Raw genomic sequence first — 26,016 nt, 5'->3', positions numbered from 1 at the left:
CGCTTGTTCGCGAAGGCGTCGGTTCAGACGATGTATTTTCGGTGACTGTACCGGCGCTTTCGCGAACAAGTTCGCTCCCACGGCCTTCGGCCAGAATCAAAAACAGATGTGTGTGTAACGCTGAGCGCGGAGCATCGGCACGATAGTCAGAAACAGGAAAGAACCATGCCCGGCAGAGCACTTTTCGACCCGTCAGCAAAAACGCAACAAAACGTGGCACAGTCGCCCCGAAAAATGGCACATTGGCGCGCCCCGGTACGCGTGACACATCTTGTAATCATCCGTACCGGGCGACCCGCGAACCCTTTTACGGATAAATACCATGGCGACCAGTGCTCCGCCCGCGACGGCGAAGGCCTCGACCACCCCTCAAGCCAGCCCGCTGGTGATGCGCATCATCGGCGCCGTTGCCCTCGCGCACCTGGTCAACGACCTGATCCAAGCCATCCTCCCGTCGATCTACCCCATGCTCAAGGCCAGCTACGACCTGAGCTTCACCCAGATCGGCCTGATTACCCTGACATTTCAGATCACAGCCTCGCTGCTGCAGCCCTGGGTCGGTTATTACACTGATCGCCATCCCAACCCGCTGGTACTGCCCGTCGGATCGATCTGCACGCTGATCGGCATCGTGATGATGTCGATGGTCGGCAGCTTCCCCTTGATCCTGCTGGCCGCCGCGTTGATCGGCATCGGCTCTTCGACGTTCCACCCGGAAGCCTCGCGTATCGCGCGACTGGCCTCCGGTGGTCGCTACGGGCTCGCGCAATCGACCTTTCAGGTCGGTGGCAACACAGGCACGGCGTTCGGGCCGTTGCTGGCGGCGGCGATCATCATCCCGTTCGGCCAGGGCAATGTCGCCTGGATTGGCCTGTTTGCATTGTTCTCGCTGGGGCTGCTGTACGCAATCAGCCGCTGGTATCGCGCGCACCTCAACCTGTTCAAGCTCAAGGCCGGTCAGGCCGCCACTCATGGTCTGTCCAGAAAGCGCGTGATCGCCTCGTTGGCAGTGCTGGCGTTTCTGGTGTTTTCCAAGTTCTTCTACATGACCAGCCTGACCAGCTATTTCACCTTCTACCTGATCGAGAAATTTGACCTGTCGGTTGCCAGCTCGCAATTGCACCTGTTCCTGTTTCTGGGCGCCGTGGCGGCGGGGACCTTTTTCGGCGGGCCGATCGGTGACCGCATTGGCCGCAAGGCGGTGATCTGGTTCTCGATTCTTGGCGCTGCGCCGTTCACCCTGGCGCTGCCCTATGCCGATCTGTTCTGGACCAGCGTACTCAGTGTGATCATCGGCTTTGTCCTGGCCTCGGCCTTTTCCGCCATCGTGGTCTACGCCCAGGAGCTGGTGCCGGGCAACGTGGGCATGATCGCCGGGCTGTTTTTCGGCCTGATGTTCGGCTTCGGCGGCATTGGCGCTGCCTTGCTCGGCTATCTGGCTGACGGCCACGGCATCCTGTTCGTCTACACGCTGTGCTCTTACCTGCCGCTGCTCGGCATCCTCGCGATTCTTCTGCCTCGGACCAAATAATGCTGATAGCAACGCTGATTTTCCTGTTCACCATCACGCTGGTCATCTGGCAACCCAAGGGTCTGGGCGTAGGCTGGAGCGCCGTACTCGGGGCGATCCTGGCGTTGCTGACAGGCGTCGTGCACGTCAGTGACATCGCTGTGGTGTGGGGCATCATCTGGAATGCCACGGCAACGTTTATTTCGCTGATCATCATCACGCTGCTGCTCGATGAAGCCGGTTTCTTTGCCTGGGCAGCGCTGCATGTGGCGCGCTGGGGCAAGGGCAACGGACGCCGTCTGTTTGCCCTGTTCGTGCTGTTCGGCGCGCTGGTATCCGCCTTGTTCGCCAACGATGGTGCCGTGCTGATCCTCACCCCGATCGTCATTGCCATGATGCTGGCGTTGCGCTTCTCGCCTGCCTCGACACTGGCGTTCGTCATGGCGGCCGGTTTCATCGCCGATACGGCCAGCCTGCCGCTGGTGGTCTCGAATCTGGTGAACATCGTGTCGGCGGATTACTTCAAGATCGGTTTCAACCGTTACGCAGCAGTCATGGTGCCGGTGAATCTGGCCAGTGTCGCCGCCACCCTGGCCGTGCTGATGTGGTACTTCCGTCGGGATATTCCCGCCGAGTTCGAGCCCGAGCAACTGGACAAGCCGGAAACGGTTATCCATGACCGGGCCACGTTTCTGGCCGGTTGGGCGGTGCTGGTGATTTTGCTGGTGGGCTGTTTCGCCCTTGAGCCGCTGGGTATCCCGATCAGTGCGATCTCGTCGGTGTGCGCAGTGTTGCTGCTGGGCATCGCTGCCAAAGGGCATACGATCAAGACGCGCAAGGTGATGAAAGAAGCACCGTGGCACATCGTGGTCTTTTCGCTGGGCATGTACCTGGTGGTCTATGGCCTGCGTAACGCCGGGCTGACCGATTACCTGGCCAATCTGCTGGACTGGTTCGCGGGCTATGGCATCTGGGGCGCGGCGATGGGCACCGGCCTGATGACGGCGTTCCTGTCTTCGATCATGAACAACATGCCCACGGTACTCATCGGGCTGCTGTCCATCGATGCGAGTCATGCCAGCGGCGCCATCCAGGAAGCGATGATCTACGCCAACGTGATCGGCAGTGACCTCGGCCCGAAAATCACTCCAATCGGCAGCCTGGCCACGCTGCTTTGGCTGCACGTGCTGCAGCGCAAGGGCATCACTATCAGTTGGGGCTACTACTTCAAGGTCGGTATCGTGCTGACCGTGCCTGTACTGCTGGTCACACTGGCTGCGCTGGCATTGCGGTTGAGTTGAGCGGATGACTGGTGTCGGCCCAGGCTGTGTAAAAACTACTGCGCTTGGCAATACTGCGTTAAAAACAGGCGAAAAATGCTCATTTAGAACACCTAAACTCCGCTTTTTCGCCTGTTTTTGCCTTGTCTTGCCTTCGCTCGTGACGTTTTTACACACCCTGGGCCAGATTCGGCCACATGTCCGACACCAGAAACAGCCGCTCGGCTTCCTCCCAGTGACCCTCGGCATTCTCCCTGAGGCGCACCAATAGCTGCGCCGGGGCCAGCGGGTCGAGTTCACTCAGCCATTCGTGCAACTGCTGATCGCTCCAGGCCTGGTTGTAGAGTGCCGGCGCCAGCCAGGCATGGCGCGGCAGGGGCTGCCAGCGTCCCGGGTGGCTTTGCGCCTGAAACGACTTCCAGTCACGCTGATGCAGCCAGCGACCCTTAAGGTGCTGCGGATGAACGCCGGCGGGCGATTGGCATGAGCCTGGCCACGGATACAGCAGGTAGCCGCCCAGCCACAACCGCGCACTGAACGCCTCGACCCCCAGCGCTGCCAGCGTCGCACGGCTTTCCGGACGTGCCGACATCGGCAACTGATGCTGGCTCAGATGAGTCAGCTTGCGGTCCAGCCGATCCTGGCAGCCCGGCCCCAGCCAGTGCGCCGGATCGCGGCCATCGCCGTCCTGCGGCCCCAGGTAGAGCTTGATCGCCAGTTCGACGTGGTGCACGCCGTCACCATCACGGAGCAGCATATCCAGCTCGCCCAGGGTCTGGTTGCCAAGCCTGATCGGCAGGTTGGCGGCGATTATTTCCACCCCTGGGGCATGCTGCACGGCGAATTGCCAGAGCCGTTCGTAATAGCGGCCCAGTCTTCGTGTGCTGGCCTGCGCGAGCCAGTCTTCGAGCGGGCGGCTGTCGCGGTCCAGTTGCTGGAGAAAATCCGTCAGTTGCTGCGGGGCTTTTACCCAGTCGCTGCCCGCCAGTGGATGGCGCTGCGGCCAAGGCGCGGTTTCAAGCATGGGGGGCGCGAGGATCACCCAGGCAAGGTCGCGCACTTCGGGATGCCGCAATTGGCGGGGGAGATCGATCAGGCCGGGGAATAGAGTCATGCGCCGAGGATAGCGTGAGTCGCCGCCGACAGACAGCATGTTTGGCAAGCGGCATATTCGCGCTGGTGTTTCTGCTTCAAAGACAACGTATGACGTATGACGTGCGACAGGATGTTCATCGAATAACGAAAGGTTATCGAAAACTATCAGTGGCCTTCTCTTTGTGCAAACGGTCATTCATATCCAGTATATTGTTTGCGTCAAACAATTCAGGCACTGCTCAATTATGTTCATTGGCCGGTCTGTCTCAATTGTGGTCACCTTGTGGTGAACGTCACTCAATCAGTCGGTCGACGCTTGGGCTGCTTAATTATAGGTGGTCTTCAGGCGGCGGATATTTGACTCGGCAAGTCGGATGCCTGGAGTTTTCTATGAACGGTGACATGCAGACCCGTATAAAACAACTGCTCTCACCCGCCATTGCGCGCGTGCAATGTATTGCCATCGTTTGTTGGCTGGTTGTTCTTTCGGTCACGCCGTATCTGCAATTCGGTCTGCCGGAAATACTGCTGACCCTTGGTCTGCTGGGGGCGTGCGCCTGGCAATATCGCGCAGTCGACTTCAGAGTCTGGCGCTGCGTGGGCATGGCATTCGTGATCATTGTGGCACTGTGCTTTTCAAGGGCGGGGCATTTGCGTACCGGCGCGGACATCAACTGGTCACTCTCGGTCGCCGTGATGATTATCCTGTGTTCGACATTGTTAGTGGTGTATACCCGGGATTATCTGGTGGTGGCGATACTCGCCTGGTGTATTCTCTCTCCCGCTCAGGGGGTCGATACCGACAGTGTCGCGACTGTGTTCATGACGCTGTTCTTTATCACGTCGGTCAGTCTGGGCAGTGTGATGAATCATACTTACACGCGCACACTTCGTACGGTATTGAGTCTGGAACATCAGTTTCGCGAACTGTCGCTGACCGATGACCTGACCGCTATATTGAATCGCCGGGCATTGATGCAGGCACTGGACAATCATGTGCTGAATAACTCGGCCGGTTATTTTCTGATGCTCGACATTGATGACTTCAAAACGATCAATGATCAATTCGGTCACGACGCCGGTGATCAGGCACTTCGTGTTATGGCAGGCTGCCTGCAAAAGACCGTAGGCAGTCTCGCCTTCGGACGCATGGGCGGAGAGGAGTTCGGCGTGATCCTGCCAATGTGCAGTGAAGATGACGCTCGGGATTATGTGCTGAACCTGTTGGAGTGCATCAGAAAATCCCTCGCTGTCAGCCCGTTGACCTGCAGTGCCGGACTGGCCGACATCCCTGCGGCAGCGGACAGCTCGGATGTGCTCAAGACCGCCGATATCAATCTGTATCAGGCCAAGCGGGGCGGCAAGGATCGGGCATTCTGGCGAGGTGCGCAGATAGGCGGCCATCAGGCGGCCGGCATCAGTGTGGAATGCGATAAAACCCGCGTCCTGACACGGTAGGCGGGCATCGGACTTTATCGCGCTGCCCGTACCTTGTTGCAAGGTCCGCGAAACCCTTTTTAAACCCTGGTTTGCTGCGATCAGGCCCTTTCGCCCATAATCACGTTTTTAAAGTCGTCTCGAACCCGCAGCAGGAGCCTCATGGAGCAATTTCGCAATATCGGCATCATCGGTCGCCTGGGCAGTGTTCAGGTGCTCGAGACCGTTCGCCGACTCAAGAGATTCCTGCTGGACCGCCACCTGCACGTCATTCTCGAAGAGACGATCGCCGAGGTCCTGCCCGGTCATGGCCTGCAGACCTCATCGCGCAAGATGCTCGGCGAGGTCTGCGACATGGTCATTGTGGTCGGCGGCGACGGCAGCCTGCTGGGCGCGGCGCGGGCACTGGCCCGGCATAACGTTCCGGTGCTGGGCATCAACCGAGGCAGCCTGGGCTTTCTGACCGACATCCGTCCCGACGAGCTGGAGGTCAAATGTGCCGAAGTGCTCGACGGGCATTACCTGGTTGAAAACCGTTTCCTGCTCCAGGCCGAAGTGCGTCGCCATGGCGAGGCCATCGGTCAGGGCGATGCGCTTAACGACGTGGTGCTGCACCCCGGCAAGTCCACGCGCATGATCGAATTCGAGATCTACATCGACGGTCAGTTCGTGTGCAGTCAGAAGGCCGACGGCCTGATCGTCGCCACGCCGACCGGTTCGACGGCCTACGCGCTGTCGGCAGGCGGGCCGATCATGCACCCCAAGCTCGACGCCATCGTCATCGTGCCGATGTACCCGCATACCCTGTCCGGGCGGCCGATCGTGGTCGACGGCAACAGCGAGCTGAAAATCGTGGTGTCCAAGGACATGACCATTTACCCGCAAGTGTCGTGCGACGGTCAGAATCATTTCACCTGCGCGCCGGGTGACACCATTACGGTCAGCAAGAAACCGCAGAAACTGCGTCTGATCCATCCGCTGGATCACAACTATTACGAGGTCTGCCGTACCAAGCTCGGCTGGGGCAGCAAGCTCGGCGGCGGGGGCGATTAATGCTCGATCCGGCGCGTGGCTATGATCTGATCGGTGACGTGCACGGGTGTGCCCATACCCTCGAGCACTTGCTGGAGCTTCTCGGTTACCGTCTGCAGGCTGGCGTGTGGCGTCATCCCGAGCGTATCGTTATTTTCCTCGGCGACATCATCGACCGCGGTCCGCGTATTCGCGAATCGCTGCACATCGTGCGCGACATGGTTCAGGCTGGTCAGGCGTTGTGCATCATGGGCAACCATGAGTTCAACGCGCTGGGCTGGGTGACACCGGCCCTGTCCGAAAGCGGTCACCAGTTCGTGCGCGAGCACACCCCGCGTCATGCGCGGCTGATCGGCGAAACCCTGGCACAGTTCGAGCCGTATCCGGATGAGTGGAGCGAGTTCGTCAACTGGTTCTACGAGCTACCGCTGTACCTCGATGCCGGTCGCTTCAGGGTCGTGCATGCCTGCTGGGATGCGACGCTGATCGATCCGCTGCGTGGCCTGCATGGCACTGGGTGTATCGACCAGCATTTCGTCCAGGCGTCGGCAGTGCCCGGCAGCTTCGCCAGTAATGTCTTCAATCGTTTGCTGCGTGGCACCGACATGCGCCTGCCGCATGGCCTGACCTTGACTGGCGGTGATGGCCTGACCCGCGAATTCTTCCGCACCAAGTTCTGGGAGGATGATCCGCAGACCTATGGCGACGTGGTCTTTCAGCCGGACGCCTTGCCCGAAGGGGTCGCCAAGACGCCATTGTCCACATCGGAAAAGAACGCGTTGCTGCGGTATGGCATCAATGAGCCGCTGCTGTTTGTCGGTCATTACTGGCGCAGCGGCATCCCTGCGCCTATCCGGCCTAACCTGGCCTGTCTGGATTACAGCGCCGTGCTCTACGGCAAACTGGTCGCCTATCGGCTGGACCAGGAAACACAAATCGATCCGGACAAATTCGTCTGGGTCGACGTGCAGCGTCCCGAGGTTTGAGAATGAGTCCTGTAGCTGTCCTGCGTTTGCCGCTGACCACCGACCTGAGCGGTTTTGTCAGGCTGTTGCTGCGCTTGCAGATCCCTCACCGGGTCAGTGAAGAGGCTGGCGAGCAAGTCCTGTGGGTGCCGGACGCGCCGCGACTGGTCGAAGAAGTCCGCGAGTTGTACACGCGCTTCCCCGAAGGTGACGAGCACGTGCAACTGACGCAAGACACCGGAAGCGCCACCTACAAGCCGCCCGGCCTGATCGAGCAGTTACGCAGCAGTCCGGTGACGGCCCTGGTGTTGCTGGTCACCTTGCTGGTCGCCGGCCTGACGCTGCTGGGCGATAACCTCGAAGCCGTCCGCTGGCTGACCTTTCAGGATTTCCGCATCAATGGCGAGTACGCAACGTTTCTGCCGTTGTCCGAAAGCCTCGCGTCCGGGCAGTGGTGGCGGCTCATCTCGCCCATGCTGATCCACTTCGGCATCCTGCACCTGGCCATGAACGGCATGTGGTTCTGGGAGCTGGGGCGGCGGATTGAAATTCGTCAGGGTAGCCTGTCGCTGCTGTTGCTGACCTTGCTGTTCTCGTCGGTTTCAAATTACGTGCAATACCTGTTCAGCGGCCCAAGCCTGTTTGGCGGACTGTCCGGCGTATTGTATGGCTTGCTCGGGCATTGCTGGATTTTCCAGATGCTGGCGCCCAACCCGGTCTATCGCCTGCCGCGCGGCGTGTTGATCATGATGCTGGTCTGGCTGGCGCTGTGCCTGTCCGGGCTGGTGAGCATGCTCGGTTTCGGCGAAATCGCCAACGGTGCGCATGTCGGCGGGCTGATCATCGGTTGTGTCACCGGGCTGCTGGGTGGTGCGATTGCGCGCCGCAAGGCCTAGAATTACCCGCTATTTTCTGGAGTGCGCCATGTCGTCTTTTATAGAAATGATCGAAAACATCACCCCGGATATCTACGAGAGCCTGAAACTGGCTGTGGAAATCGGCAAATGGTCCGACGGTCGCAAGCTCACTCAGGAGCAGCGTGAGCTGTCGCTGCAGGCGCTGATCGCCTGGGAAGTGCAGAACCTGCCGGAAGACCAGCGTACTGGCTACATGGGGCCGCAGGAATGCGCCTCTAAATCGGCCCCAGTGCCCAATATCCTGTTCAAATCGGATGCTATTCATTGATCGAAATTGGTCGCGGAGCAGTCAACAAAATGTCGGCGCGTCAGGATGACACGTCGTGTGTGCAATACGCTTTTCGCCTCGGTGAGACCGAGATCGCGGTCAACCCGCTGATCGGCAAGACGCTGCGTCTGGAGTTTCTCGGCGCCATTCATTGCAGTCATTGCGGGCGCAAGACCAAGTCCAGCTACAGCCAGGGTTACTGCTACCCGTGCATGCTCAAGCTGGCGCAGTGCGACCTGTGCATCATGAGCCCGGAGAAATGCCATCACGATCAGGGTACCTGCCGTGATCCGGCGTGGGGCGAGCAGTTCTGCATGACCGATCACATCGTTTACCTGGCCAATTCCTCAGGCGTGAAGGTCGGTATTACCCGCTCAACGCAATTGCCGACCCGCTGGCTTGACCAGGGCGCAAGCCAGGCCCTGCCGATCCTGCGCGTGGCAACCCGTCAGCAGTCCGGCTTCGTCGAAGACCTGCTGCGCAGCCAGGTGGCCGATCGTACCAACTGGCGTGCCTTGCTCAAGGGTGACGCTCAGCCTGTCGACCTCAAGGCCATTCGCCAGGCGCTGTTCGACAGTTGCGGCGCAGGGCTGCAGGGATTGCAAGAACGATTCGGGCTGCAGGCCATCCAATTGCTACATGACGCCGAGCCTGTCGAGTTTCGTTACCCGGTCGAGGCGTATCCGACCAAGATTGTCAGCTTCAATCTGGACAAGAACCCGATTGCCGAAGGCACGCTGCTGGGGATCAAGGGCCAATACCTGATTTTCGACACGGGCGTGATCAATATCCGCAAGTACACGGCCTATCAGCTGGCCGTGCATCAGTAGAAGGATTCCAGCATGCGCACCGAACAACCGAAAATGATCTACCTGAAGGATTACCAGGCTCCCGAGTACCTCATTGATGAGACGAACCTGACCTTCGAACTGTTCGACGACCACTCGCTGGTCCACGCGCAGCTGGTCATGCGCCGCAACCCAGAGCGTGGCGCAGGCCTGCCAGCGTTGGTGCTCGACGGCCAGAATCTGGAACTGGTCTCGGTCAAGCTGAGCGATGTCGAGCTGAGCGCTGCGGATTATCAACTGACCGACGACCACCTGACCCTGCACCCACAGGCTGACACCTTTACGGTCGACAGCACCGTGCGCATCCATCCGGAATCCAACACCGCGCTGGAAGGGCTGTACAAATCCAGTGGCATGTTCTGCACCCAGTGCGAGGCCGAAGGCTTCCGCAAGATCACCTATTACCTTGACCGTCCTGACGTGATGAGCAAGTTCACCACCACCGTCAGCGCTGACAAGCAGGGTTTCCCGATCCTGCTGTCCAACGGCAACCCGGTGGCTAGCGGCGAAGAAGAGGGTGGCCGGCACTGGGCGACCTGGGAAGACCCGTTCATGAAGCCGGCTTACCTGTTTGCACTGGTGGCCGGTGATCTGTGGTGTATCGAAGACACGTTCACCACCATGAATGAGCGGAACGTGACCCTGCGTATCTACGTCGAACCGGAAAACGTCGACAAGTGCCAGCACGCCATGACCAGTCTGAAAAAGTCCATGCGCTGGGACGAAGAGACCTACGGTCGCGAGTACGACCTGGACATCTTCATGATTGTCGCGGTCAACGACTTCAACATGGGCGCGATGGAAAACAAGGGCCTCAATATCTTCAACTCCAGTGCCGTGCTGGCGCGTGCCGAGACGGCGACCGACGCGGCACACCAGCGTGTCGAAGCGATCGTCGCCCACGAATACTTCCACAACTGGTCGGGCAACCGCGTGACCTGCCGTGACTGGTTCCAGCTGTCGCTCAAGGAAGGCTTCACGGTGTACCGCGACGCCGGTTTCTCGGCCGACATGAACTCGGCCACGGTCAAGCGTATTCAGGACGTTGCCTACCTGCGTACCCACCAGTTCGCCGAAGACGCAGGCCCGATGGCGCACGCCGTGCGCCCGGACAGCTTCATCGAAATCTCCAACTTCTACACTCTGACCGTGTACGAAAAAGGCTCGGAAGTGGTCGGCATGCTTCACACCCTGCTGGGCGCTGAAGGCTTCCGCCAGGGCAGCGATCTGTATTTCGCGCGCCACGACGGCCAGGCCGTGACCTGCGACGACTTCATCAAGGCCATGGAAGACGCCAATGGCGTCGATCTGACCCAGTTCAAGCGCTGGTACAGCCAGGCGGGCACGCCGCGTCTGGCGGTCAGCGAGTCGTACGACGCTGCGGCCAAGACCTACAGCCTGACTTTCCGCCAGAGCTGCCCGACCACACCGGGCCAGCCTGGCGACCAGAAGCAACCCTTCGTGATCCCCGTCGAACTGGGGCTGCTGGATAGCAAGGGTAGCGAGATTGCCCTGCGTCTGGCGAACGAAACGGCGGCGACCGGCACCACGCGGGTATTGTCGGTTATCGACGCCGAGCAGACCTTCACCTTCGTCGATGTCGGCGAAAAGCCGCTGCCTTCGCTGCTGCGCGGCTTCTCTGCGCCGGTCAAGCTGAGCTTCCCGTATGACCGCGATCAGTTGATGTTCCTGATGCAGCACGACAGCGATGGTTTCAATCGCTGGGATGCCGGTCAGCAGTTGTCGGTTCAGGTATTGCAGGAACTGATCGGCCAGCATCAGCAAGGTCAGCCATTGGTCATGGATCAGCGTCTGATCACTGCACTGGGCAGCGTGCTGGCGGACGATGGTCTTGATCAGGCGATGGTCGCGGAAATGCTCTCGTTGCCGGGCGAAGCTTATCTGGCGGAAATCAGCGAAGTGGCCGATGTCGATGCCATTCACGCCGCTCGCGATTTTGCCCGTCAGCAGTTGGCAGAGGGGTTGTTCGATGGGCTGCTGGCGCGCTATCAGGCCAACCGTGAAGTGTCGAAGGTCACGCCTTATGTTGCCGAAGCCGCTCACTTTGCCCGTCGCGCGCTGCAGAACATCGCGTTGTCGTACCTGATGCTCAGCGGCAAGCCGGAGGTACTGGCGGCCACTATCGACCAGTTCGACACCAGCGACAACATGACCGAGCGCCTTGCTGCGCTGGCCGTGCTGGTGAATTCGCCGTTCACTGCCGAGCGTGACAAGGCGCTCGCCGTGTTTGCCGAGAACTTCAAGAGCAATGCACTGGTCATGGATCAGTGGTTCAGCGTCCAGGCCGCGAGCACTCTGCCGGGCGGCCTGCAGCGTGTGCAGGAATTGATGAAACACCCGGCCTTCAGCATCAGGAACCCGAACAAGGTGCGTGCTTTGATCGGTGCCTTCGCCGGGCAGAACCTGGTCAACTTCCACGCGGCCGATGGCTCCGGCTATCGCTTCCTGGCGGACCTGGTCATCGAGCTGAACGCGTTGAACCCGCAGATCGCTTCTCGTCAATTGGCACCACTGACCCGCTGGCGCAAATACGACAGCGCCCGTCAGGCGTTGATGAAAGCCGAGCTGGAACGCATCCTCGCCTCCGGCAAACTGTCGGCGGATGTGTATGAAGTGGTGAGCAAAAGCCTGGCTGAATAAGGGTTGATGCCATGCTGAGTGCGTGATGGGTGCTCAGAAGGAAGGCGCTATCTGCTGACGTGGATAGCGCCTTTTTTGATTCGCGTGTCAATGCTCGAAGCGTTCATCGCAATACGACCATCTCGTGGGAGCGAGCTTGCTCGCGAAGGTGCCGGTACAGTCCACGAAAAAAGGCGTTGCAACCATCGCCTTCGCGAGCAAGCTCGCTCCCACAGAGACTGGTGTTTATCCAGTTATCAAGGTTTCAGCCTTGCGGTTTTCAGAGTTCATCTCGTTTTGTTTAGCGACGATAGAAATTCGATCCTTAAAATCTCACATGTGATACATATCTATCTTCAGAAACATCTGCTACGTTGCTCACCGTGATCCACGGCCAGCAACAGAGGGAAGCGCCAATGCCTCGTAAAACCCAGGGCGATAACGCAGCGGTCCCGGCCAAGGTTTCCAAGAGTTCCACCGATTACATGCGTGAAATGCGCCTACGGCTCAAGGAGGCGGGGCTGGTGAAGCGCGAATTCTGGATCCGGCCCGAAAATGTCGATGCCCTGCGGGGTATCGAAAAAGCCTTAAGACAGCCCTTTTTGGGCGACAGAATAAAACTGGAGGACTTCATGACCGAGAATACCCACTGGACCATCAGCTCTCTGCAGAAGGCACTCAGCGAACTGGAGCTGGTGACGAACGGCAAAATCGAGCTCGACGTGACCGAGGGCGATGCCTCGGGGATCAGGCTGACCATGGCTGACTACGGCGACCTGCCGATCTACATCGCCGTGGAAGGCGAGCAGATTCTCGCCGACGCGACTTTGATCGAAGTGAACAAGATCAAGAACGTGCAGGCCTTCAACGACGTTGTGCTGCGCAGTCGCGACCTGTTTCCACTGTCCTCGATCGGCATCGAAAAGCTGGGCGGCGATCAGGAAGTCTACTGCCTGTTCGGCGCACTGAGCGCTGCCTCGTCGCTCACCGTAATCGTGCAGGAAATCCTCACCCTCGCGGACAACGTGATCCGTGCGGCCGATGCTTTTGAAGATCATTTCATCTACTGAACAGCGCTGTCAGGCGGAGAACATTCATGACTACAAGTATCTGGAAAAAACTGGTGACCGCTGTTCGTGGCGGCGCTTCCGAAGTGGGCGAGTCGATTGCCGACGCCAATGCCATCCGCATTCTGGACCAGGAAATCCGTGACGCCGAGAACGCGCTGGTCAAGGCCCGCGACGGACTGATCACTATCAAGGCCAAGCACAAACTCTCGGCACAGCGTCTTGAAGAGCACGCCACCAGCATTGCCAACTGGGAAGGTCGCGCCATGCAGGCCCTGAACAAGGGCGAAGAAGCGCTGGCCGTAGAATGCGCGAACAAGATCGCCGAAATCGAAGCACTGCGTGATCAGGAGCAGGAACTGGCCGATCAGTTCAGCAAGCAGGTCAACTTGTTGCAGGATCAGGTGATCAAGGCCGAGTCGCGAATCAAGAGCCTCAAGCAACAGGTCGAGATGGCCAAGGCCCGTGAAACCGTGCAAAAGGCCCGCGTGGCAACGGCAACTGCAACCGGTGGTGCCAGCGGCGCCGTGGAAACCGCAGTCGGCTCGCTGGCACGCCTCAAGCAGCGCCAGGATGAACAGGACGCCAAGCTTGAAGCCGCTGAAGAACTGGCCAGCCAGTCCAGCGGCAGCGATCTGGAGCGTCGTCTGCAGGATGCCGGAATCGGTGCCAAAAGCGGCGGTGCGCAGGATGTATTGGCGCGCCTGAAAGCCAAAAGTCAGACGCCGGCTCAGTAAGCGCTGCAACAAGGCAGGCGAGGGTGGTGCATGGCGTTTTCCCGACGACTCAAGGTCATCCTCGTCCTGTCGGCCGTGTTGATTGCGGTACAGGCAATCAACTCGATCACCGGCAATAGTCTGCTCCATTTCGGTATCATGCCGCGCAGCCTCATCGGGTTGCGCGGCATTGTGTTTGCGCCCTTTCTGCACGGGTCGATTCAGCACTTGCTCAGCAATCTGTTGCCGTTCATTGTGCTGAGCTGGCTGGTCGCGACCGAGGGTGTCAGGCGTTACGCATGGGTCGCCGGGCTGATCTGCCTGCTGGGCGGGCTGCTGGTCTGGAGCTTCGGTCGCAGCAATATCCATGTCGGTGCAAGCGGTCTGATTTTTGGTTTGTGGGCTTATCTGCTGGCGCGTGCGTGGTATCAGCGCAGTATCGCCAGCGTGCTGATCGCGCTGCTGGTGCTGGCTGCTTACAGCGGGCTGGTATTGGGCTTCGTTCCGGTGGCCGGCGTGTCGTTCGAATCACATATCGCCGGTGCACTTGCGGGCGTTTGTGTGGCCTGGCTGATGCACTCCAGGGCATTGCTGGCGCAGAAGTGAGTCAGTCTCACGCGCGGAGGCAGTGCGCCTGTTGCGCTTGAAGAGCGTTTTATATCGTCACCCGTCACTGCAAGGAAATGGATTATGAGTTGGTTCAAACGGGCCATGGGCCTGGAAGCCCCCAAGGCATCAGGCCGTGACAGCACACAACCGGTCAGCACGGTGAGTCCGCTGGGGCTGGCGTCCGGACGCATGCTGTGCCTGGACAGTTCACTAAAGCTGTTGCTCGACGGTCACTCGGAAGTGGTCGTCCCGGGCGATGAAAAGGTCTGGTCCGTAGGGCACATCGATCTCGGCCAGTCCATGGCGCTGCATCGTTTCTACCTCGATAACGAGGACTACTTTCTGCAAGTGGTCAGCGACGGCCCTAACCCGGAAGACGTGCAGGACATCATCCTGTTCGGCTACTACAGCGCCGAGCCGATCACCAGCAAGGATGAATTGCTGCGCCTGACCGGCCCGTCGTCGAAGATCGGCCTGCCGACCTACGAGCACGATGGCGAGGTCTTCGAGCGGCAATGGGGCACTTCACCCGGCCAGACCGAGCTGACGCCACTCGATGAAGACATTGTCAGTCCTGACGCGACTTATCGCGTCAAGCACCTGAGCATGCTGTACGCCCGCGAGACGGGATTGATTAACCGCCGTGAGTTTCTGCTGTTTTCCGTAGAGGAAGACGAGGAGGGCAGCATCACGCTCACCACGGCGGTCGGCATAACGCTGCAATCCACTGATATCAACGTTCTTTGACAAGGAAATCCTCATGATCGACGCGCTGCGTATGTCGCTCAATGCCACTGCTGTGTTCGGCTTCGTCCTGTACATCCTGGTGGCGGCGATTCTGTTCGCGCTGTTCCAGTTCATCTACAGCCGGATCACGCCACACAAGGAATTTGCGCTGATTCGCGAGAATAACAGTGCAGCGGCAGTTGCCCTCGGTGGTTCGCTGATCGGTTTCGCGCTGCCGGCCAGTAACATCATCAGCTACAGCATCAGCATCCTGGACGTGATCGTCTGGGCAGTGATTGCCGCGGTTGTGCAACTGCTGGCGTTCGGCGTTACCAGCCTGGTGCTCAAGGGCCTGTCGACGCGTATCGCCAAGGGCGAAATGGCGGCGGCCATCTATTCGGCCAGCGTCGCGATCAGCGTCGGTCTTCTCAACGCCGCCTGCATGACCCCGTCGGTCTGACGGCAGCCTTGAACAAGGAGACTCACGATGAGACGTAGTTCAGTAAAACTGGTACTTGCCGGTGCGCTGCCGCTGGCCCTTGCCGGGTGCGGTCCGTCCGAGCAGAAGGACACCGTCAACGCCAAGGCCAACTTCAGTTCGGTGCAGGAATGCGCCGATGCCAAGGTGCCGGTTAATATCTGTTCGGATGCCTACATGCAGGCGCTGTCCGATCATCGCCGCATTGCGCCGACCTACGATGACAAGGCCTCCTGCGACGCGGACTTCGTACCGGATTATTGCCAGGTCACCTCTGACGGCAAGTACATGCCCAAGCTCGGCGGCTTCGAACTGGGCTTTTCCGGGCAAGTGCCGAAAGAGGCGCTGGACCGGGCCAATCAGGAAGTCAACCAGTCTGCTCCTGCAGGCATGAGTGGCACCACCGGGCTGATGGCCGGCTTGCTGATCGGCAATCTGCTCAGCAACGGTTTCGGCAATAACCGCTATTACTCGCAGCCCATCTATCAGACGCGCGATGACCGTGGCGGCTATTACAGCTCCTCTCTGCCCAGCCAGATCGATCGCGGCAAGACCTTCGGGCGCTCGACCCAGGCGCAATCCAGCCCGGATCGCAGCTACGGCAGGAGCACCCTGGGGCGCAACCTGGGCAGCTCGGGTTCCGGCTCGTCCTCGGTGTCATCGACCATCTCGCGCGGCGGCTTCGGCAGCCAGGCTTCGGCACGCAGTGGCTGGGGCGGCAAGAGCAGCAGTGGCAGCGGCAGTTTCGGAGGCTGACGGTTCGCGGCATGAAAAAGATCAGCATCGAGGAACGTCCGGACTGGCGCACGACCGCCGAACGTGAAGGGTTCAACTTTCACACCATCGACGGCGAGCGTTACTGGGACGAGCGCGGGTACTACCTGTTCAGCGAACAGCAGATTACCCGCGATCTTGAAGCGCCCACCCAGGAGCTTCACCAGATGTGCATGGACGCCGTGGCGCGAGTGGTGGACAGCGAAGCGCTGCTCCATCAACTGGCGATTCCGGAAGCGTTCTTCGACCTGATCCAGACCTCGTGGAAGGAGGGACATCCGCATCTGTACGGGCGCTTCGATTTTGCCTACGACGGTACGGGCCCGGCAAAGATGTACGAAATCAATGCCGATACGCCGACCAGTCTGATGGAAGCGGGGGCGGTGCAGCTGCTCTGGCTGGAAGAGCAGATGGCACGCGGCGTGTTGCCTGCGCATGCCACCCAGTTCAACTCGATTGCCGAGGACTTGGTTCGGGCCTTTGCCGAGTTTCCCGGCACGACTCCCTTCTACTTTTCGGCGATGTCCGGTTCCATTGAAGACCGGGGCACCACCGATTTCCTGCGGCGTATGGCAGCACACGTCGGCATTGATGCGAGGCATATCGATATCGAAGACATCGGGCTCGGCGCTGACGGGCGTTTTGTCGATCTGGACGGGCGCTGGATCGAGCGCTTGTTCAAGCTGCATGCGTGGGAGCACATCTTTCACGAGGAGTTCGGCCAGCACGTGTCAGCCGCTGGCACCCAGTTCGTCGAACCCGCGTGGAAGGCGATTCTCAGCAATAAGGGGATTCTGCCGTTGTTGTGGCAGTTCAACGAAGGCCATCCGAACCTGCTGCCTGCGCACGTCGACCAGGACCCGAACAAAGCGGTCCCCAAAGGCTGGGTACGCAAACCGTACTTTTCCCGTGAGGGCGCCAACATTGAAATGCGCACGCCCGGCGATCAGGTGATCTCGGTCGATGGGCCCTACACCGATGCGCCCTACATTCTGCAGGCGTACTCGCCGCTTCCGCGATTCGGCGACAGCTACACGCTGATCGGCTCCTGGGTCATCGGCGATCTTGCGTCCGGGATCGGTATTCGTGAAGACGACAGCCTGATCACCAAGGACACCAGTCGCTTTCTGCCACACGTTGTCATCGACTGAGCCTTGCCTGTCGTCACCCGGTGTTACTGGCCTCAAGCACGTAACACTCTTGTTGTTACCCTCTGTTCATATACCCGCCAATAAGTCGCCGTAATGAGTTGCCTTGTGAGTGCGGTGTCTGACAATCAAACAGGCGCTGTCGTTGTTTTTAATGCTGGTCATAACGCGGGTACGCGATAGTTCAGGTCTGTACCTTATATAAGTAGTGATCTGTTCTTTATCGCGTGTTGGCATTCGCGTTGCATTACTGTGGGCTATTACGGGTGCCTGTTTTATTGGTGTTTAACAACGTGTTGTCCATTCTTCTTGTTCTGTGAAGTTTCCTACAGACGTATACCCGATAGATAACCTGTTCGCGGTAAGAATACGTGGGCAACTCGGTTCGCCTGTTAAACAAACGATTATTGGCCGAGCGTCAATAACCGTGTCGCCCTCATAACCTGCCGTTTACACGGAACCAATCCCGGCCTGGACGCCATACATGCGTCCCGACGTGGCCATGCAAGGAGAGCCCACATGCTCATGAAACAACGGCTGGGCAGCGCGCTGGCGCTGCTGTTCACGATCAACACCTGCCAGGCAGTCGATACCACGTTACTCGGGAGTCGTTTGACCCCGCTGGGAGGCGAGATGGCAGGTAATGCCACGGGGACCATTCCGCCCTGGACGGGTGGAATCACCCGACCGCCGTCCGGATACAAGGGGTCGGGCACTCGGCATGTCGACCCGTATGCCGCTGACAAGCCCCTGTTCACCATCACTCACGCCAATATGCAGCACTACCGCACGCGCCTGACGCCAGGGCAGGTGGCGATGTTCGAAACCTACCCCGACAGCTACCGGATGCCGGTATACCCCACGCGACGTTCCGGATCGGCACCGCAATGGGTGTACGACAACACCCGCCGCAATGCGCAGAAAGCCCGATTGATCGGCGGCGGCAATGGTTTTGTCGACGCCTACGGTGGCATTCCTTTTCCCCTTCCGGAAAAGGGCATTCAGGCCGTGTGGAATCACATTGTCCGGTATCGCGGCCATTATGCGGTGCGGCGCACTTCGGAAGTCGCTATAAAGCGCGACGGCAGTTTCAAACTGAACACTTCGCGTCAGGAAGTGCTGTTTCGCTTCTACGATCCTGCGGGCAGCTTTGCCAGTCTGGATAATGTGCTGTTCTATTACCTGTCGTTTATCCAGTGCCCGACGCGCATGGCCGGTTCTGCCGTGCTGGTCCATGAAACACTGGACCAGATTCAGGAGCCGCGGCAGGCGTGGGCCTACAGTGTGCGGCAACGTCGGGTACGCCGCGCGCCGAGTCTGGCTTACGATATGCCTATTCCGGCCTCTGAGGGCTTGCGCACGGCCGACGACACCGACATGTTCAATGGCTCGCCGGATCGGTACGACTGGACCTTAGTGGGCAAACGCGAGATTTATATTCCCTACAACAACTACCGGATTTCCAGCCCCGACATTACCTATCGGCAATTATTGCAGGTGGGTCATCTCAACCCGGCCTACACGCGCCATGAATTACATCGTGTGTGGGTGGTGGAGGGCACACTCAAACCGACCGCGCGTCATGTCTATTCAAGACGCACGCTGTACCTGGACGAGGACAGTTGGCAGGCCGCAATCGTCGATCAGTACGATGCCCGAGGGCAGTTGTGGCGCGTCTCTATGGCGTACCTGAAAAACTATTACGAACTGCCGACGACCTGGTCCGCACTGGACGTTTTCCATGACTTGCAGGCGCGGCGTTATCACGTACAGAACCTCGACAATCAGGAGCCTGGCACCAGTGACTTCTCTCAGCCGGTACCCAGCGTGAACGCCTTCAAACCAGCGGCCTTGCGGCGCAGGAGCATTCGCTGACCGGCGCCTGGTGAATCCGCCCGATCAACCGTCGTTATGTTTCATCAATCACATCCCGCGCGCTTAACAAAAGATAACGACATGTCGATTGTCAGGCATTTGCAAAGCTGCCTAGGATGGCCGAGCTTCCAGACAGGTAACGCCATAGCGCTGCGGGCGTCGGCATCGATAATAACTGTCCGGCCCCCGCAGCCGATAACAGCCACCTGATAATAATAAGAGCGGAAAAGTCCATGCGTGAGTCTTTCCATCGTCGCACCCGGTTATGCGCGGGCATGTCCCTGGCTGTCGTTGCGTCATCCCTGTTTGCGCTGCCAGCCATGGCCGGGTCCGAGGCGCTAGCCACTGCCGCCGCTGCCGATACGTCTGTTTATGCCATCGAGTCGGCCAAAGCCTCTCGCACGTTATTACTGGACGTCGCCCATGCGGGTGCGCGGCTGGTCGTGGTGGGCGACCATGGGCATATTCTGTTTTCCGATGATCAGGGCAGCACCTGGAGTCAGGCCCGCGTGCCTACCCGGCAGTTGTTGACGGCCGTGTTTTTTGTGGATGAACAGCACGGTTGGGCGGTCGGTCACGACGCGCAGGTACTGGCCAGCAGCGATGGGGGCAAGAGCTGGAACAAGCAGTTCGAGGACCTCAAGCGCGAGGCTCCGCTGCTGGACGTCTGGTTCAAGGACCTCGACAACGGCTTGGCCATCGGCGCCTACGGCCTGCTGCTGAGCACGGCCGATGGCGGGCTGCACTGGGAAGACGTCAGCGACCGGTTGGACAACGAGGACCAATACCACCTGAACGGCATCACTCAGGTCAAAGACGCCGGCCTGTTCATTGTCGGCGAAGCGGGCAGCATGTTTCGCTCCCGCGACGAGGGACAGACCTGGGAGAAAATCGCCGGCCCGTATCAAGGCTCGTTATTCGGCGTGATCGGCACGGCTCAGCCGTCCACGCTGCTGGCCTATGGTCTGCGCGGCAATTTGTTTCGCTCCAGCGATTTTGGTGACAGCTGGCAGCCCATCGAACTGAAGGGCGCGCGCGGGCCGCTCGAGTTCGGTCTGGCCAGCGCCACGCTGCTGGCCGATGACTCGCTGGTGCTGGTCGGCAATGGCGGCAGTGTCATGCGCAGCACCGATGACGGGGAAACATTCGCGGTCTTCAATCGACCTGATCGCATCTCGTTGGCCGGGGTCACCGGCAACCCTCAGGGCAATCTGATTCTGGTCGGGCAGGGCGGTGTTCGCATCGCCTCGCCAACGGGCGCCGAGACGACCCAACAATAAGACCTTTCAGGGCGGGGACATTCAGGCATGAGCAATCTTCAACACACCCAGCACTCCGGCGCAAAAGAGACTTTTCTCGAACGCCTGATCTTCAACAACCGCCCGGCCGTGATCATTTTGTGCCTGCTGGCCAGTATTGTTCTGTTCTGGCAGGCCACGCTGGTTCGCCCTTCCACCAGTTTCGAGAAGATGATCCCGCTGTCTCATCCGTTCATTCAGAACATGATGGAACACCGCAACGATCTGGCGAATCTGGGTAACACCGTTCGTATCTCGGTGGAGGCCAAGGATGGTGATATCTTTTCCAGACAGTACATGGAGACGCTGCGTCAGATCAGCGACGAGGTGTTCTATATTCCCGGCGTCGACCGGTCTGGCCTGAAATCGCTGTGGAGCCCGAGCGTACGCTGGACCGAAGTGACGGAGGAGGGCTTTGCCGGAGGCGAAGTGATTCCGCAGAGTTACAACGGTTCGGATGAGAGTCTGGATCTGTTGCGCAACAACATACTCAAGTCCGGACAGGTCGGACGGTTGGTGGCCAACGATTTCAAATCCAGCATCATTGATGTGCCGTTGCAGGAGTCCTACCCCGACCCGGCAGATCAGGGCAAGTTGCTGGCGCTGGACTATCAGCAGTTCTCGCACCAGCTTGAAGAGAAGATCCGCGACAAGTACGAAGCACAGAACCCCAACATCAAGATTCATATCGTCGGTTTCGCCAAGAAGGTCGGTGATCTGATCGACGGTCTGTTCATGGTGGTGATGTTCTTCGGCATCGCCTTTCTGATCACGCTGGTGCTGCTGATCTGGTTCACCCGCTGTCTTCGCAGCACCATCGCCGTGCTGATCACCACGTTGATTGCGGTGATCTGGCAATTGGGGCTGATGCACGTCGTGGGGTTCGGTATTGACCCGTACTCGATGCTGGTGCCGTTCCTGATCTTTGCCATCGGTATTTCCCATGGCGTGCAGAAAATCAACGGTATCGCCTTGCAATCCAGCGAGGCCGAAAACGCATTGATGGCGGCGAAGCGTACCTTCCGTCAGCTATTCCTGCCGGGCATGATCGCGATTCTGGCCGACGCCGTGGGCTTCATCACGCTGCTGATTATCGACATCGGAGTGATCCGCGAGCTGGCCATCGGCGCTTCCATTGGTGTGGCAGTGATCGTGTTCACCAACCTGATCCTGCTGCCGGTGGCGATTTCCTACGTGGGCATCAGCAAGCGGGCGATCAATCGCAGCAAGCAGGATGCGGTCTCCGAGCATCCGTTCTGGCGCTTGCTGTCCAACTTTGCCAGCCCAAAGGTTGCGCCGGTCTCCATCGTGCTGGCGCTACTGGCCTTCGGTGGCGGCCTCTGGTACAGCCAGAACCTCAAGATCGGCGACCTGGACCAGGGCGCGCCGGAGCTGCGTCCCGATTCACGCTACAACAAGGACAACGCGTTCATTATCGGTCATTACTCCACCAGTTCGGACGTGCTGGTGGTCATGGTCAAGACGCCACCAGAAGGTTGCTCGGCCTATCCGACCATGTCAGCGATCAACGAGCTGGCTTGGAAGATGGAAAACACCCAGGGCGTGCAGTCGGCCATTTCTCTGGTGACGGTGTCGAGACAGATGATCAAGGGCATGAACGAGGGCAACCTGAAATGGGAGAGCCTGTCGCGTAACAAGGACGTGCTGAACAACTCCATCGCCCGCGCCGACGGCCTGTACAACAACACCTGTTCGCTGGCGCCGCTGCTGGTGTTCCTCAACGACCATAAGGCCGAGACTCTCGACCGTGCGGTGCGCGCAGTGCAGGACTTCGCTAAACAGAACAGCACGCCGGACCTGCAATTTCTGCTGGCCGCCGGCAACGCTGGTATCGAGGCCGCGACCAACGAGGTGATCAAAAAATCCGAGCTGACCATTTTGATTCTGGTCTACCTCTGCGTGGCAGCGATGTGCATGATCACCTTCCGCTCATGGGCCGCTACGCTGTGCATCGTCCTGCCACTGGTGCTGACCTCGGTACTGGGCAACGCCCTAATGGCGTTCATGGGCATCGGCGTCAAGGTCGCGACCTTGCCGGTGGTGGCGCTGGGCGTGGGCATCGGCGTCGATTACGGTATCTACATCTACAGCCGTCTGGAAAGCTTCCTGCGCGCCGGCCTGCCGTTGCAGGAGGCCTACTATGAAACCCTCAAGTCCACCGGCAAGGCCGTGCTGTTCACCGGCCTGTGTCTGGCCATCGGTGTGTGCACCTGGATCTTCTCGGCGATCAAGTTCCAGGCCGACATGGGTCTGATGCTGACCTTCATGCTGCTGTGGAACATGTTCGGCGCACTGTGGCTGCTGCCCGCGCTGGCGCGGTTTCTGATCAAGCCGGAGAAGATGGCGGGGAAGGTGGGGAACTCGTTGTTTTCACATTGAGGTTGTGGCGGCCTGTAACTCGGTGTCCTATTCACTATCGTGCCAATGCGGCGCTGGAACGATCATTAAAAAACGTACAGCATCGTAATGCTCTCGTTATTGAGGGTTCACGCGAGTAGGGCGATCACCCATGCAGTCAGTGAGATTGGGGCCGATAGGGATCAGCCCTGAATAAACGAAACCCGAGCCTTCTCCCCAGTCCATTCCCCATGCCCCGGCTTCACGATCGTAAATCTTGGTCTCTGAAATAAGTTTTCCATTTCGTTGATCGTACAGCTTGTAAAAACCGGGGCTACCCCACCCAGGAAACCATTTTGGCGATCCAACTCCGTTAAGGTCCGGTTGTGGGTGGAATATGTTTGGCAGCACCCAAAAGGGCTTGAAAGCTTCCAATCGATAGCACCCGCCAGGACTGATTAGTGGAGCTCCTGATCTTTTGGCTAGCGCTCTTTCCCACCATTCCGATGCGGTCCAGAGACCGCCTGCGATAATAATATAAGCTAGGAAAAAAATTGCGCGCAGCCTCGTTGGTGTCATGGCTGCTGCTCCGAAATGCCTGGCTGATCACCAATACAATCAGGTGCGTTGGGGCCAACGGGGATCATCCCTACAAAAACGGTTTTGGACCCGGCTCCCCATGTTATTTCTCCGCCAGCTATCTCCAGATCATAAATATCAGTTTCGGAAATTAATTGGCCGCTGCGATGGTCATAAAGTTGAAAAAAAGCAGGATATCCCCACCACGGAAACCATTTTGGCGCACTGATGCCGTTAGGGTCCGGTTCGGGGTGAAATATATCCGGCAAAATCCAAAAAGGTTTAAGCGCTTCCACTCTATAACACCCGTTCGGGCTAATGACGGGGTCTCCCAGATTTTCAGCCAAGCCTTTTTCCCATCTGCTAGAGGCAGTCCAGAGGCTGCCAATACCAATGCATGTTAATAATAAGAAATGCCTTTTGGAATGTTTCATGTTTTCGGCTCTACAGCTACTGGCTGGTCGCCTATGCATTCAGGAAAGTTTGGGCCGATATAAATTATTCCTGCTGTCACTTTCGGTATTGATGGATAGCCCCAATTTAATGACCCGCTTGTGTACTGAAGGTCATAGATTTTGCTTTCGCCGATCAATGCGCCGGTATGATTATTATATAAGCGATAAAAACCAGGGTACCCCCACAACGGAAACCACTTGGGCTCGATATCCTCATTAGGATCGGACTCTCGATGAAATATACCGGGCAGTACCCAGTATGGTTTAAATCGTTCAACACGATAGCAACCATTTGGACTGACCGTGTCTGCGCCCAGTTTTGTAGCCAGCGCTTTTTCCCACCATTCCGATGCGGTCCAGAGACTGCCCGCTAGGGTGGCGTACGTTAGAAAAAAGGCTATTCGGCGCGATGAGGTTTTCAAGCCAACCCCTTAAGTTCGATAGTCTGGTTGACTGGCTTCCATAATATATCCGAATAGATTAGAAAGTCGCCTCCGTTACCTGTTTTTTCTCTATATCCACGGAAGTGCATGTTTGTAATTGCGGAAAAAGGCCCGTCCTTCAAGCGTATTACGAGATGCCCTTGTGGTGTTAGAGTAATAATGGATTCTGCCTTAGTCAGTACTCGGTCTTCTGTCCAAGTGCCTAAGTATTGCAGTCCATTAAAGTCATAGTGGTCTCGAATGTAAAAACCAATGTGTTCTATATTGAAATATATTTTTTGTTGTTGCGTGATAATGTTTTCTTTGGTTTTTGTTTTTCCTACTAATCCGACTTTTAATGTTGCTTTTCCTAAGGCGCCATACATGTCATCCAATGCGTCCCATGTGTCTCCAAGTAATGAAAAATTAATTTGGGACATAGAATCCATTTCTCTTGCTGACATACCATAAAATCCCAGATTTATCTGATTATTTTGCTGCCAGCCAGCTTTTCTTAATCGTGTTTCCAACTGCTCCAAGGCGTTAGGTGTACTTAGCCTCGACTCAGCCACCTCAACAGCCTGCCTGCATCGATCAAACTGCATTGCCCATTCCATCTTCACGATGCTTTCATCGCACTGCGCGGGAGACAGGCTCATTGGGTCAGGCTGTGTTTCCTGCTCCTTCCACTCCTCCGGCATCTCCCACGCTGGACTGTCAAACCGTCTTTGCATCAGCGCCGCTGCCGTATTCCACCCCATGTTGCGCATGGCTCCTGGGATGCGGGAGAGGGCGAGGCTTTGGATGATGACTTCTTTGGCCGGGGTGTCTGTCGGGGCGTAGGTGTGTGAGGCGCCTTGGGGCAAGGCGAAGTAGGTGTCGGGGCCCAAGGCGTTGGTGCGCTGGAAATCGTTCAGAGACATTGGGGTTACTCCATGACCGGCCAGGGTGCGGTGGTTGCGAGTTGTAGAGCGGTGACCGCAGGGCTTGCATGGCTGCGGCTGTAGCCCAGCAGGTCAAGCGCGCCGACGGCAGTGCAGCGTTGGTCTTGCATGACCAAATAGCCCAGATGGCCAAGGCTGGAACGCTGTTGGTTGAACAGACGAAATCGTTCGTCGCATGCCATTGAGTTCCGCTGGCTCGGCAACGAATCAACGGCCTGCACACCGCCATCCAACGCACCTTCGCTGGCCACCTCCTGATGATGACCAGCCGAAGTATCGGGCACAGGCTTCACAGCACCGGATCGCCTCTCGACCCGAAAGAAGTTTTGTTGCCTGGATATCAACCGGGCCCCGCAACTGGTCAGGTCGCCTTCCAGTGCGATGATGTTTCCGTCGATATGGAAGTTGTTTTTTTCTCCGAGGATTTTGCTGGCGCCATGCAGCGGACAGATAACGTCACAGCCTCTGTGCGCTAAGGCGAAACCATTGATACGCTTTGTTTGATCGCCGTTGATGACAGACCCTCCGTGGTCTGTGGTATCGCCCTGAACGATGGCCAGAAGTTTCATGCAATG

The 26,016-nt window shown here is 58.3% G+C and carries 25 protein-coding genes; 19 read left to right on the top strand and 6 right to left on the bottom strand.

Features of this window, described 5'->3' with window-relative positions; translation table 11 throughout:
- The first annotated feature begins 322 nt into the window (after positions 1 to 322).
- Entirely contained in the window at positions 323 to 1,531 is a 1,209-nt protein-coding gene (locus tag JOE29_RS16285; protein ID WP_210079701.1) for an MFS transporter, read from the top strand.
- Complete coding sequence (locus JOE29_RS16280) at positions 1,531 to 2,811, top strand: arsenic transporter (RefSeq protein WP_003423158.1); 1,281 nt, start codon at positions 1,531 to 1,533, stop codon at positions 2,809 to 2,811. The genes JOE29_RS16285 and JOE29_RS16280 overlap by 1 nt, the downstream gene beginning before the upstream one ends.
- A gap of 148 nt (positions 2,812 to 2,959) precedes the next feature.
- On the opposite strand, the gene JOE29_RS16275 is transcribed toward JOE29_RS16280, so the two are convergent.
- Positions 2,960 to 3,904 carry a DUF1853 family protein gene (locus JOE29_RS16275; RefSeq protein WP_024664713.1) on the bottom strand — a complete coding sequence of 315 codons (945 nt, stop codon included), beginning with the start codon at positions 3,902 to 3,904 and terminating at the stop codon, positions 2,960 to 2,962.
- 371 nt (positions 3,905 to 4,275) lie between these two features.
- On the opposite strand from JOE29_RS16275, the gene JOE29_RS16270 reads away from it, so the two are divergent.
- The 17 genes from JOE29_RS16270 to JOE29_RS16190 all read left to right on the top strand — a co-directional run bounded on the left by JOE29_RS16270 (position 4,276) and on the right by JOE29_RS16190 (position 23,083).
- Entirely contained in the window at positions 4,276 to 5,343 is a 1,068-nt protein-coding gene (locus JOE29_RS16270) for a diguanylate cyclase (RefSeq protein WP_137983028.1), read from the top strand.
- 141 nt (positions 5,344 to 5,484) lie between these two features.
- Positions 5,485 to 6,375, top strand: a complete 891-nt coding sequence (locus tag JOE29_RS16265) for an NAD(+) kinase (RefSeq protein WP_003409651.1) — start codon at positions 5,485 to 5,487, stop codon at positions 6,373 to 6,375.
- Positions 6,375 to 7,340 carry a metallophosphoesterase gene (locus JOE29_RS16260; protein ID WP_003423161.1) on the top strand — a complete coding sequence of 322 codons (966 nt, stop codon included), beginning with the start codon at positions 6,375 to 6,377 and terminating at the stop codon, positions 7,338 to 7,340. The genes JOE29_RS16265 and JOE29_RS16260 overlap by 1 nt, the downstream gene beginning before the upstream one ends.
- Positions 7,341 to 7,342: 2 nt before the next feature.
- Positions 7,343 to 8,215 (top strand): rhomboid family intramembrane serine protease, encoded by an 873-nt coding sequence (locus tag JOE29_RS16255; protein WP_003423162.1) that lies wholly within the window; start codon positions 7,343 to 7,345, stop codon positions 8,213 to 8,215.
- A gap of 28 nt (positions 8,216 to 8,243) precedes the next feature.
- Positions 8,244 to 8,504, top strand: coding sequence for a DUF1315 family protein (locus tag JOE29_RS16250; RefSeq protein ID WP_002554502.1), 261 nt, complete (start codon positions 8,244 to 8,246; stop codon positions 8,502 to 8,504).
- Entirely contained in the window at positions 8,501 to 9,334 is an 834-nt protein-coding gene (locus JOE29_RS16245) for a DUF2797 domain-containing protein (RefSeq protein ID WP_024647953.1), read from the top strand. Before JOE29_RS16250 ends, JOE29_RS16245 begins: the two co-directional genes overlap by 4 nt.
- Before the next feature lie 12 nt (positions 9,335 to 9,346).
- A complete protein-coding gene (gene pepN / locus JOE29_RS16240) occupies positions 9,347 to 12,013 on the top strand; it encodes an aminopeptidase N (protein ID WP_096113792.1) in 2,667 nt (888 codons plus the stop codon).
- 395 nt (positions 12,014 to 12,408) lie between these two features.
- Complete coding sequence (locus JOE29_RS16235) at positions 12,409 to 13,062, top strand: YjfI family protein (protein ID WP_010425651.1); 654 nt, start codon at positions 12,409 to 12,411, stop codon at positions 13,060 to 13,062.
- 26 nt (positions 13,063 to 13,088) lie between these two features.
- A complete protein-coding gene (locus JOE29_RS16230) occupies positions 13,089 to 13,796 on the top strand; it encodes a PspA/IM30 family protein (protein ID WP_016567586.1) in 708 nt (235 codons plus the stop codon).
- Positions 13,797 to 13,826: 30 nt separating this feature from the next.
- Entirely contained in the window at positions 13,827 to 14,381 is a 555-nt protein-coding gene (locus tag JOE29_RS16225; protein WP_058446895.1) for a rhomboid family intramembrane serine protease, read from the top strand.
- Positions 14,382 to 14,465: 84 nt separating this feature from the next.
- Positions 14,466 to 15,131, top strand: coding sequence for a DUF2491 family protein (locus JOE29_RS16220; protein ID WP_003390781.1), 666 nt, complete (start codon positions 14,466 to 14,468; stop codon positions 15,129 to 15,131).
- 13 nt (positions 15,132 to 15,144) lie between these two features.
- Positions 15,145 to 15,570 carry a DUF350 domain-containing protein gene (locus JOE29_RS16215; protein ID WP_024693774.1) on the top strand — a complete coding sequence of 142 codons (426 nt, stop codon included), beginning with the start codon at positions 15,145 to 15,147 and terminating at the stop codon, positions 15,568 to 15,570.
- A 27-nt stretch (positions 15,571 to 15,597) separates the two neighbouring features.
- Positions 15,598 to 16,344, top strand: coding sequence for a DUF1190 domain-containing protein (locus tag JOE29_RS16210; RefSeq protein ID WP_016567589.1), 747 nt, complete (start codon positions 15,598 to 15,600; stop codon positions 16,342 to 16,344).
- An 11-nt stretch (positions 16,345 to 16,355) separates the two neighbouring features.
- Positions 16,356 to 17,513, top strand: coding sequence for a glutathionylspermidine synthase family protein (locus JOE29_RS16205; protein WP_004418558.1), 1,158 nt, complete (start codon positions 16,356 to 16,358; stop codon positions 17,511 to 17,513).
- A gap of 516 nt (positions 17,514 to 18,029) precedes the next feature.
- Entirely contained in the window at positions 18,030 to 19,385 is a 1,356-nt protein-coding gene (locus JOE29_RS16200; RefSeq protein ID WP_044311708.1) for a DUF1329 domain-containing protein, read from the top strand.
- 233 nt (positions 19,386 to 19,618) lie between these two features.
- Positions 19,619 to 20,665: a YCF48-related protein gene (locus JOE29_RS16195; RefSeq protein WP_198713663.1), complete on the top strand. Its 1,047-nt coding sequence runs from the start codon at positions 19,619 to 19,621 to the stop codon at positions 20,663 to 20,665.
- Positions 20,666 to 20,692: 27 nt separating this feature from the next.
- Positions 20,693 to 23,083 (top strand): RND family transporter, encoded by a 2,391-nt coding sequence (locus JOE29_RS16190; protein WP_210079700.1) that lies wholly within the window; start codon positions 20,693 to 20,695, stop codon positions 23,081 to 23,083.
- A 96-nt stretch (positions 23,084 to 23,179) separates the two neighbouring features.
- Here the strand turns inward: JOE29_RS16190 and JOE29_RS25490 are convergent, their stop codons facing one another.
- Genes JOE29_RS25490 through JOE29_RS16170 form a run of 5 tightly spaced genes read right to left on the bottom strand, consistent with a single transcriptional unit; the run spans position 23,180 to position 26,010 of the window.
- Positions 23,180 to 23,620: a hypothetical protein gene (locus tag JOE29_RS25490; protein ID WP_074997032.1), complete on the bottom strand. Its 441-nt coding sequence runs from the start codon at positions 23,618 to 23,620 to the stop codon at positions 23,180 to 23,182.
- Entirely contained in the window at positions 23,617 to 24,054 is a 438-nt protein-coding gene (locus tag JOE29_RS16185; protein ID WP_074997031.1) for a hypothetical protein, read from the bottom strand. The genes JOE29_RS25490 and JOE29_RS16185 overlap by 4 nt, the downstream gene beginning before the upstream one ends.
- A complete protein-coding gene (locus JOE29_RS16180) occupies positions 24,051 to 24,497 on the bottom strand; it encodes a hypothetical protein (RefSeq protein WP_074997030.1) in 447 nt (148 codons plus the stop codon). Before JOE29_RS16180 ends, JOE29_RS16185 begins: the two co-directional genes overlap by 4 nt.
- Complete coding sequence (locus JOE29_RS16175) at positions 24,494 to 25,420, bottom strand: DUF6402 family protein (RefSeq protein WP_210079699.1); 927 nt, start codon at positions 25,418 to 25,420, stop codon at positions 24,494 to 24,496. The genes JOE29_RS16180 and JOE29_RS16175 overlap by 4 nt, the downstream gene beginning before the upstream one ends.
- 5 nt (positions 25,421 to 25,425) lie before the next feature.
- Complete coding sequence (locus tag JOE29_RS16170; protein ID WP_057406650.1) at positions 25,426 to 26,010, bottom strand: PAAR domain-containing protein; 585 nt, start codon at positions 26,008 to 26,010, stop codon at positions 25,426 to 25,428.
- Positions 26,011 to 26,016 lie beyond the last annotated feature (6 nt).

Origin of the sequence: Pseudomonas sp. PvP009 (assembly GCF_017832995.1) — a bacterium.
GTDB lineage: Bacteria > Pseudomonadota > Gammaproteobacteria > Pseudomonadales > Pseudomonadaceae > Aquipseudomonas > Aquipseudomonas syringae.
Note: the sequence above shows the minus strand (reverse complement) of the source record. Positions and strands in the feature narration are given on the sequence as shown.

What these genes read in the sequence shown, in the direction of transcription:
- JOE29_RS16195 (WP_198713663.1), top strand. Translation starts at nt 19,619, where the DNA reads ATGCGTGAGTCTTTCCATCGTCGCACCCGGTTATGCGCGGGCATGTCC.
- JOE29_RS16235 (WP_010425651.1), top strand. Translation starts at nt 12,409, where the DNA reads ATGCCTCGTAAAACCCAGGGCGATAACGCAGCGGTCCCGGCCAAGGTT.
- JOE29_RS16275 (WP_024664713.1), bottom strand. Translation starts at nt 3,904, where the DNA reads ATGACTCTATTCCCCGGCCTGATCGATCTCCCCCGCCAATTGCGGCAT.
- JOE29_RS16190 (WP_210079700.1), top strand. Translation starts at nt 20,693, where the DNA reads ATGAGCAATCTTCAACACACCCAGCACTCCGGCGCAAAAGAGACTTTT.
- JOE29_RS16205 (WP_004418558.1), top strand. Translation starts at nt 16,356, where the DNA reads ATGAAAAAGATCAGCATCGAGGAACGTCCGGACTGGCGCACGACCGCC.
- JOE29_RS16230 (WP_016567586.1), top strand. Translation starts at nt 13,089, where the DNA reads ATGACTACAAGTATCTGGAAAAAACTGGTGACCGCTGTTCGTGGCGGC.
- JOE29_RS16255 (WP_003423162.1), top strand. Translation starts at nt 7,343, where the DNA reads ATGAGTCCTGTAGCTGTCCTGCGTTTGCCGCTGACCACCGACCTGAGC.
- JOE29_RS16210 (WP_016567589.1), top strand. Translation starts at nt 15,598, where the DNA reads ATGAGACGTAGTTCAGTAAAACTGGTACTTGCCGGTGCGCTGCCGCTG.
- JOE29_RS16260 (WP_003423161.1), top strand. Translation starts at nt 6,375, where the DNA reads ATGCTCGATCCGGCGCGTGGCTATGATCTGATCGGTGACGTGCACGGG.
- JOE29_RS16185 (WP_074997031.1), bottom strand. Translation starts at nt 24,054, where the DNA reads ATGAAACATTCCAAAAGGCATTTCTTATTATTAACATGCATTGGTATT.
- pepN (WP_096113792.1), top strand. Translation starts at nt 9,347, where the DNA reads ATGCGCACCGAACAACCGAAAATGATCTACCTGAAGGATTACCAGGCT.
- JOE29_RS16200 (WP_044311708.1), top strand. Translation starts at nt 18,030, where the DNA reads ATGCTCATGAAACAACGGCTGGGCAGCGCGCTGGCGCTGCTGTTCACG.
- JOE29_RS16270 (WP_137983028.1), top strand. Translation starts at nt 4,276, where the DNA reads ATGAACGGTGACATGCAGACCCGTATAAAACAACTGCTCTCACCCGCC.
- JOE29_RS25490 (WP_074997032.1), bottom strand. Translation starts at nt 23,620, where the DNA reads ATGACACCAACGAGGCTGCGCGCAATTTTTTTCCTAGCTTATATTATT.
- JOE29_RS16175 (WP_210079699.1), bottom strand. Translation starts at nt 25,420, where the DNA reads ATGTCTCTGAACGATTTCCAGCGCACCAACGCCTTGGGCCCCGACACC.
- JOE29_RS16280 (WP_003423158.1), top strand. Translation starts at nt 1,531, where the DNA reads ATGCTGATAGCAACGCTGATTTTCCTGTTCACCATCACGCTGGTCATC.
- JOE29_RS16170 (WP_057406650.1), bottom strand. Translation starts at nt 26,010, where the DNA reads ATGAAACTTCTGGCCATCGTTCAGGGCGATACCACAGACCACGGAGGG.
- JOE29_RS16265 (WP_003409651.1), top strand. Translation starts at nt 5,485, where the DNA reads ATGGAGCAATTTCGCAATATCGGCATCATCGGTCGCCTGGGCAGTGTT.
- JOE29_RS16285 (WP_210079701.1), top strand. Translation starts at nt 323, where the DNA reads ATGGCGACCAGTGCTCCGCCCGCGACGGCGAAGGCCTCGACCACCCCT.
- JOE29_RS16225 (WP_058446895.1), top strand. Translation starts at nt 13,827, where the DNA reads ATGGCGTTTTCCCGACGACTCAAGGTCATCCTCGTCCTGTCGGCCGTG.
- JOE29_RS16250 (WP_002554502.1), top strand. Translation starts at nt 8,244, where the DNA reads ATGTCGTCTTTTATAGAAATGATCGAAAACATCACCCCGGATATCTAC.
- JOE29_RS16215 (WP_024693774.1), top strand. Translation starts at nt 15,145, where the DNA reads ATGATCGACGCGCTGCGTATGTCGCTCAATGCCACTGCTGTGTTCGGC.
- JOE29_RS16220 (WP_003390781.1), top strand. Translation starts at nt 14,466, where the DNA reads ATGAGTTGGTTCAAACGGGCCATGGGCCTGGAAGCCCCCAAGGCATCA.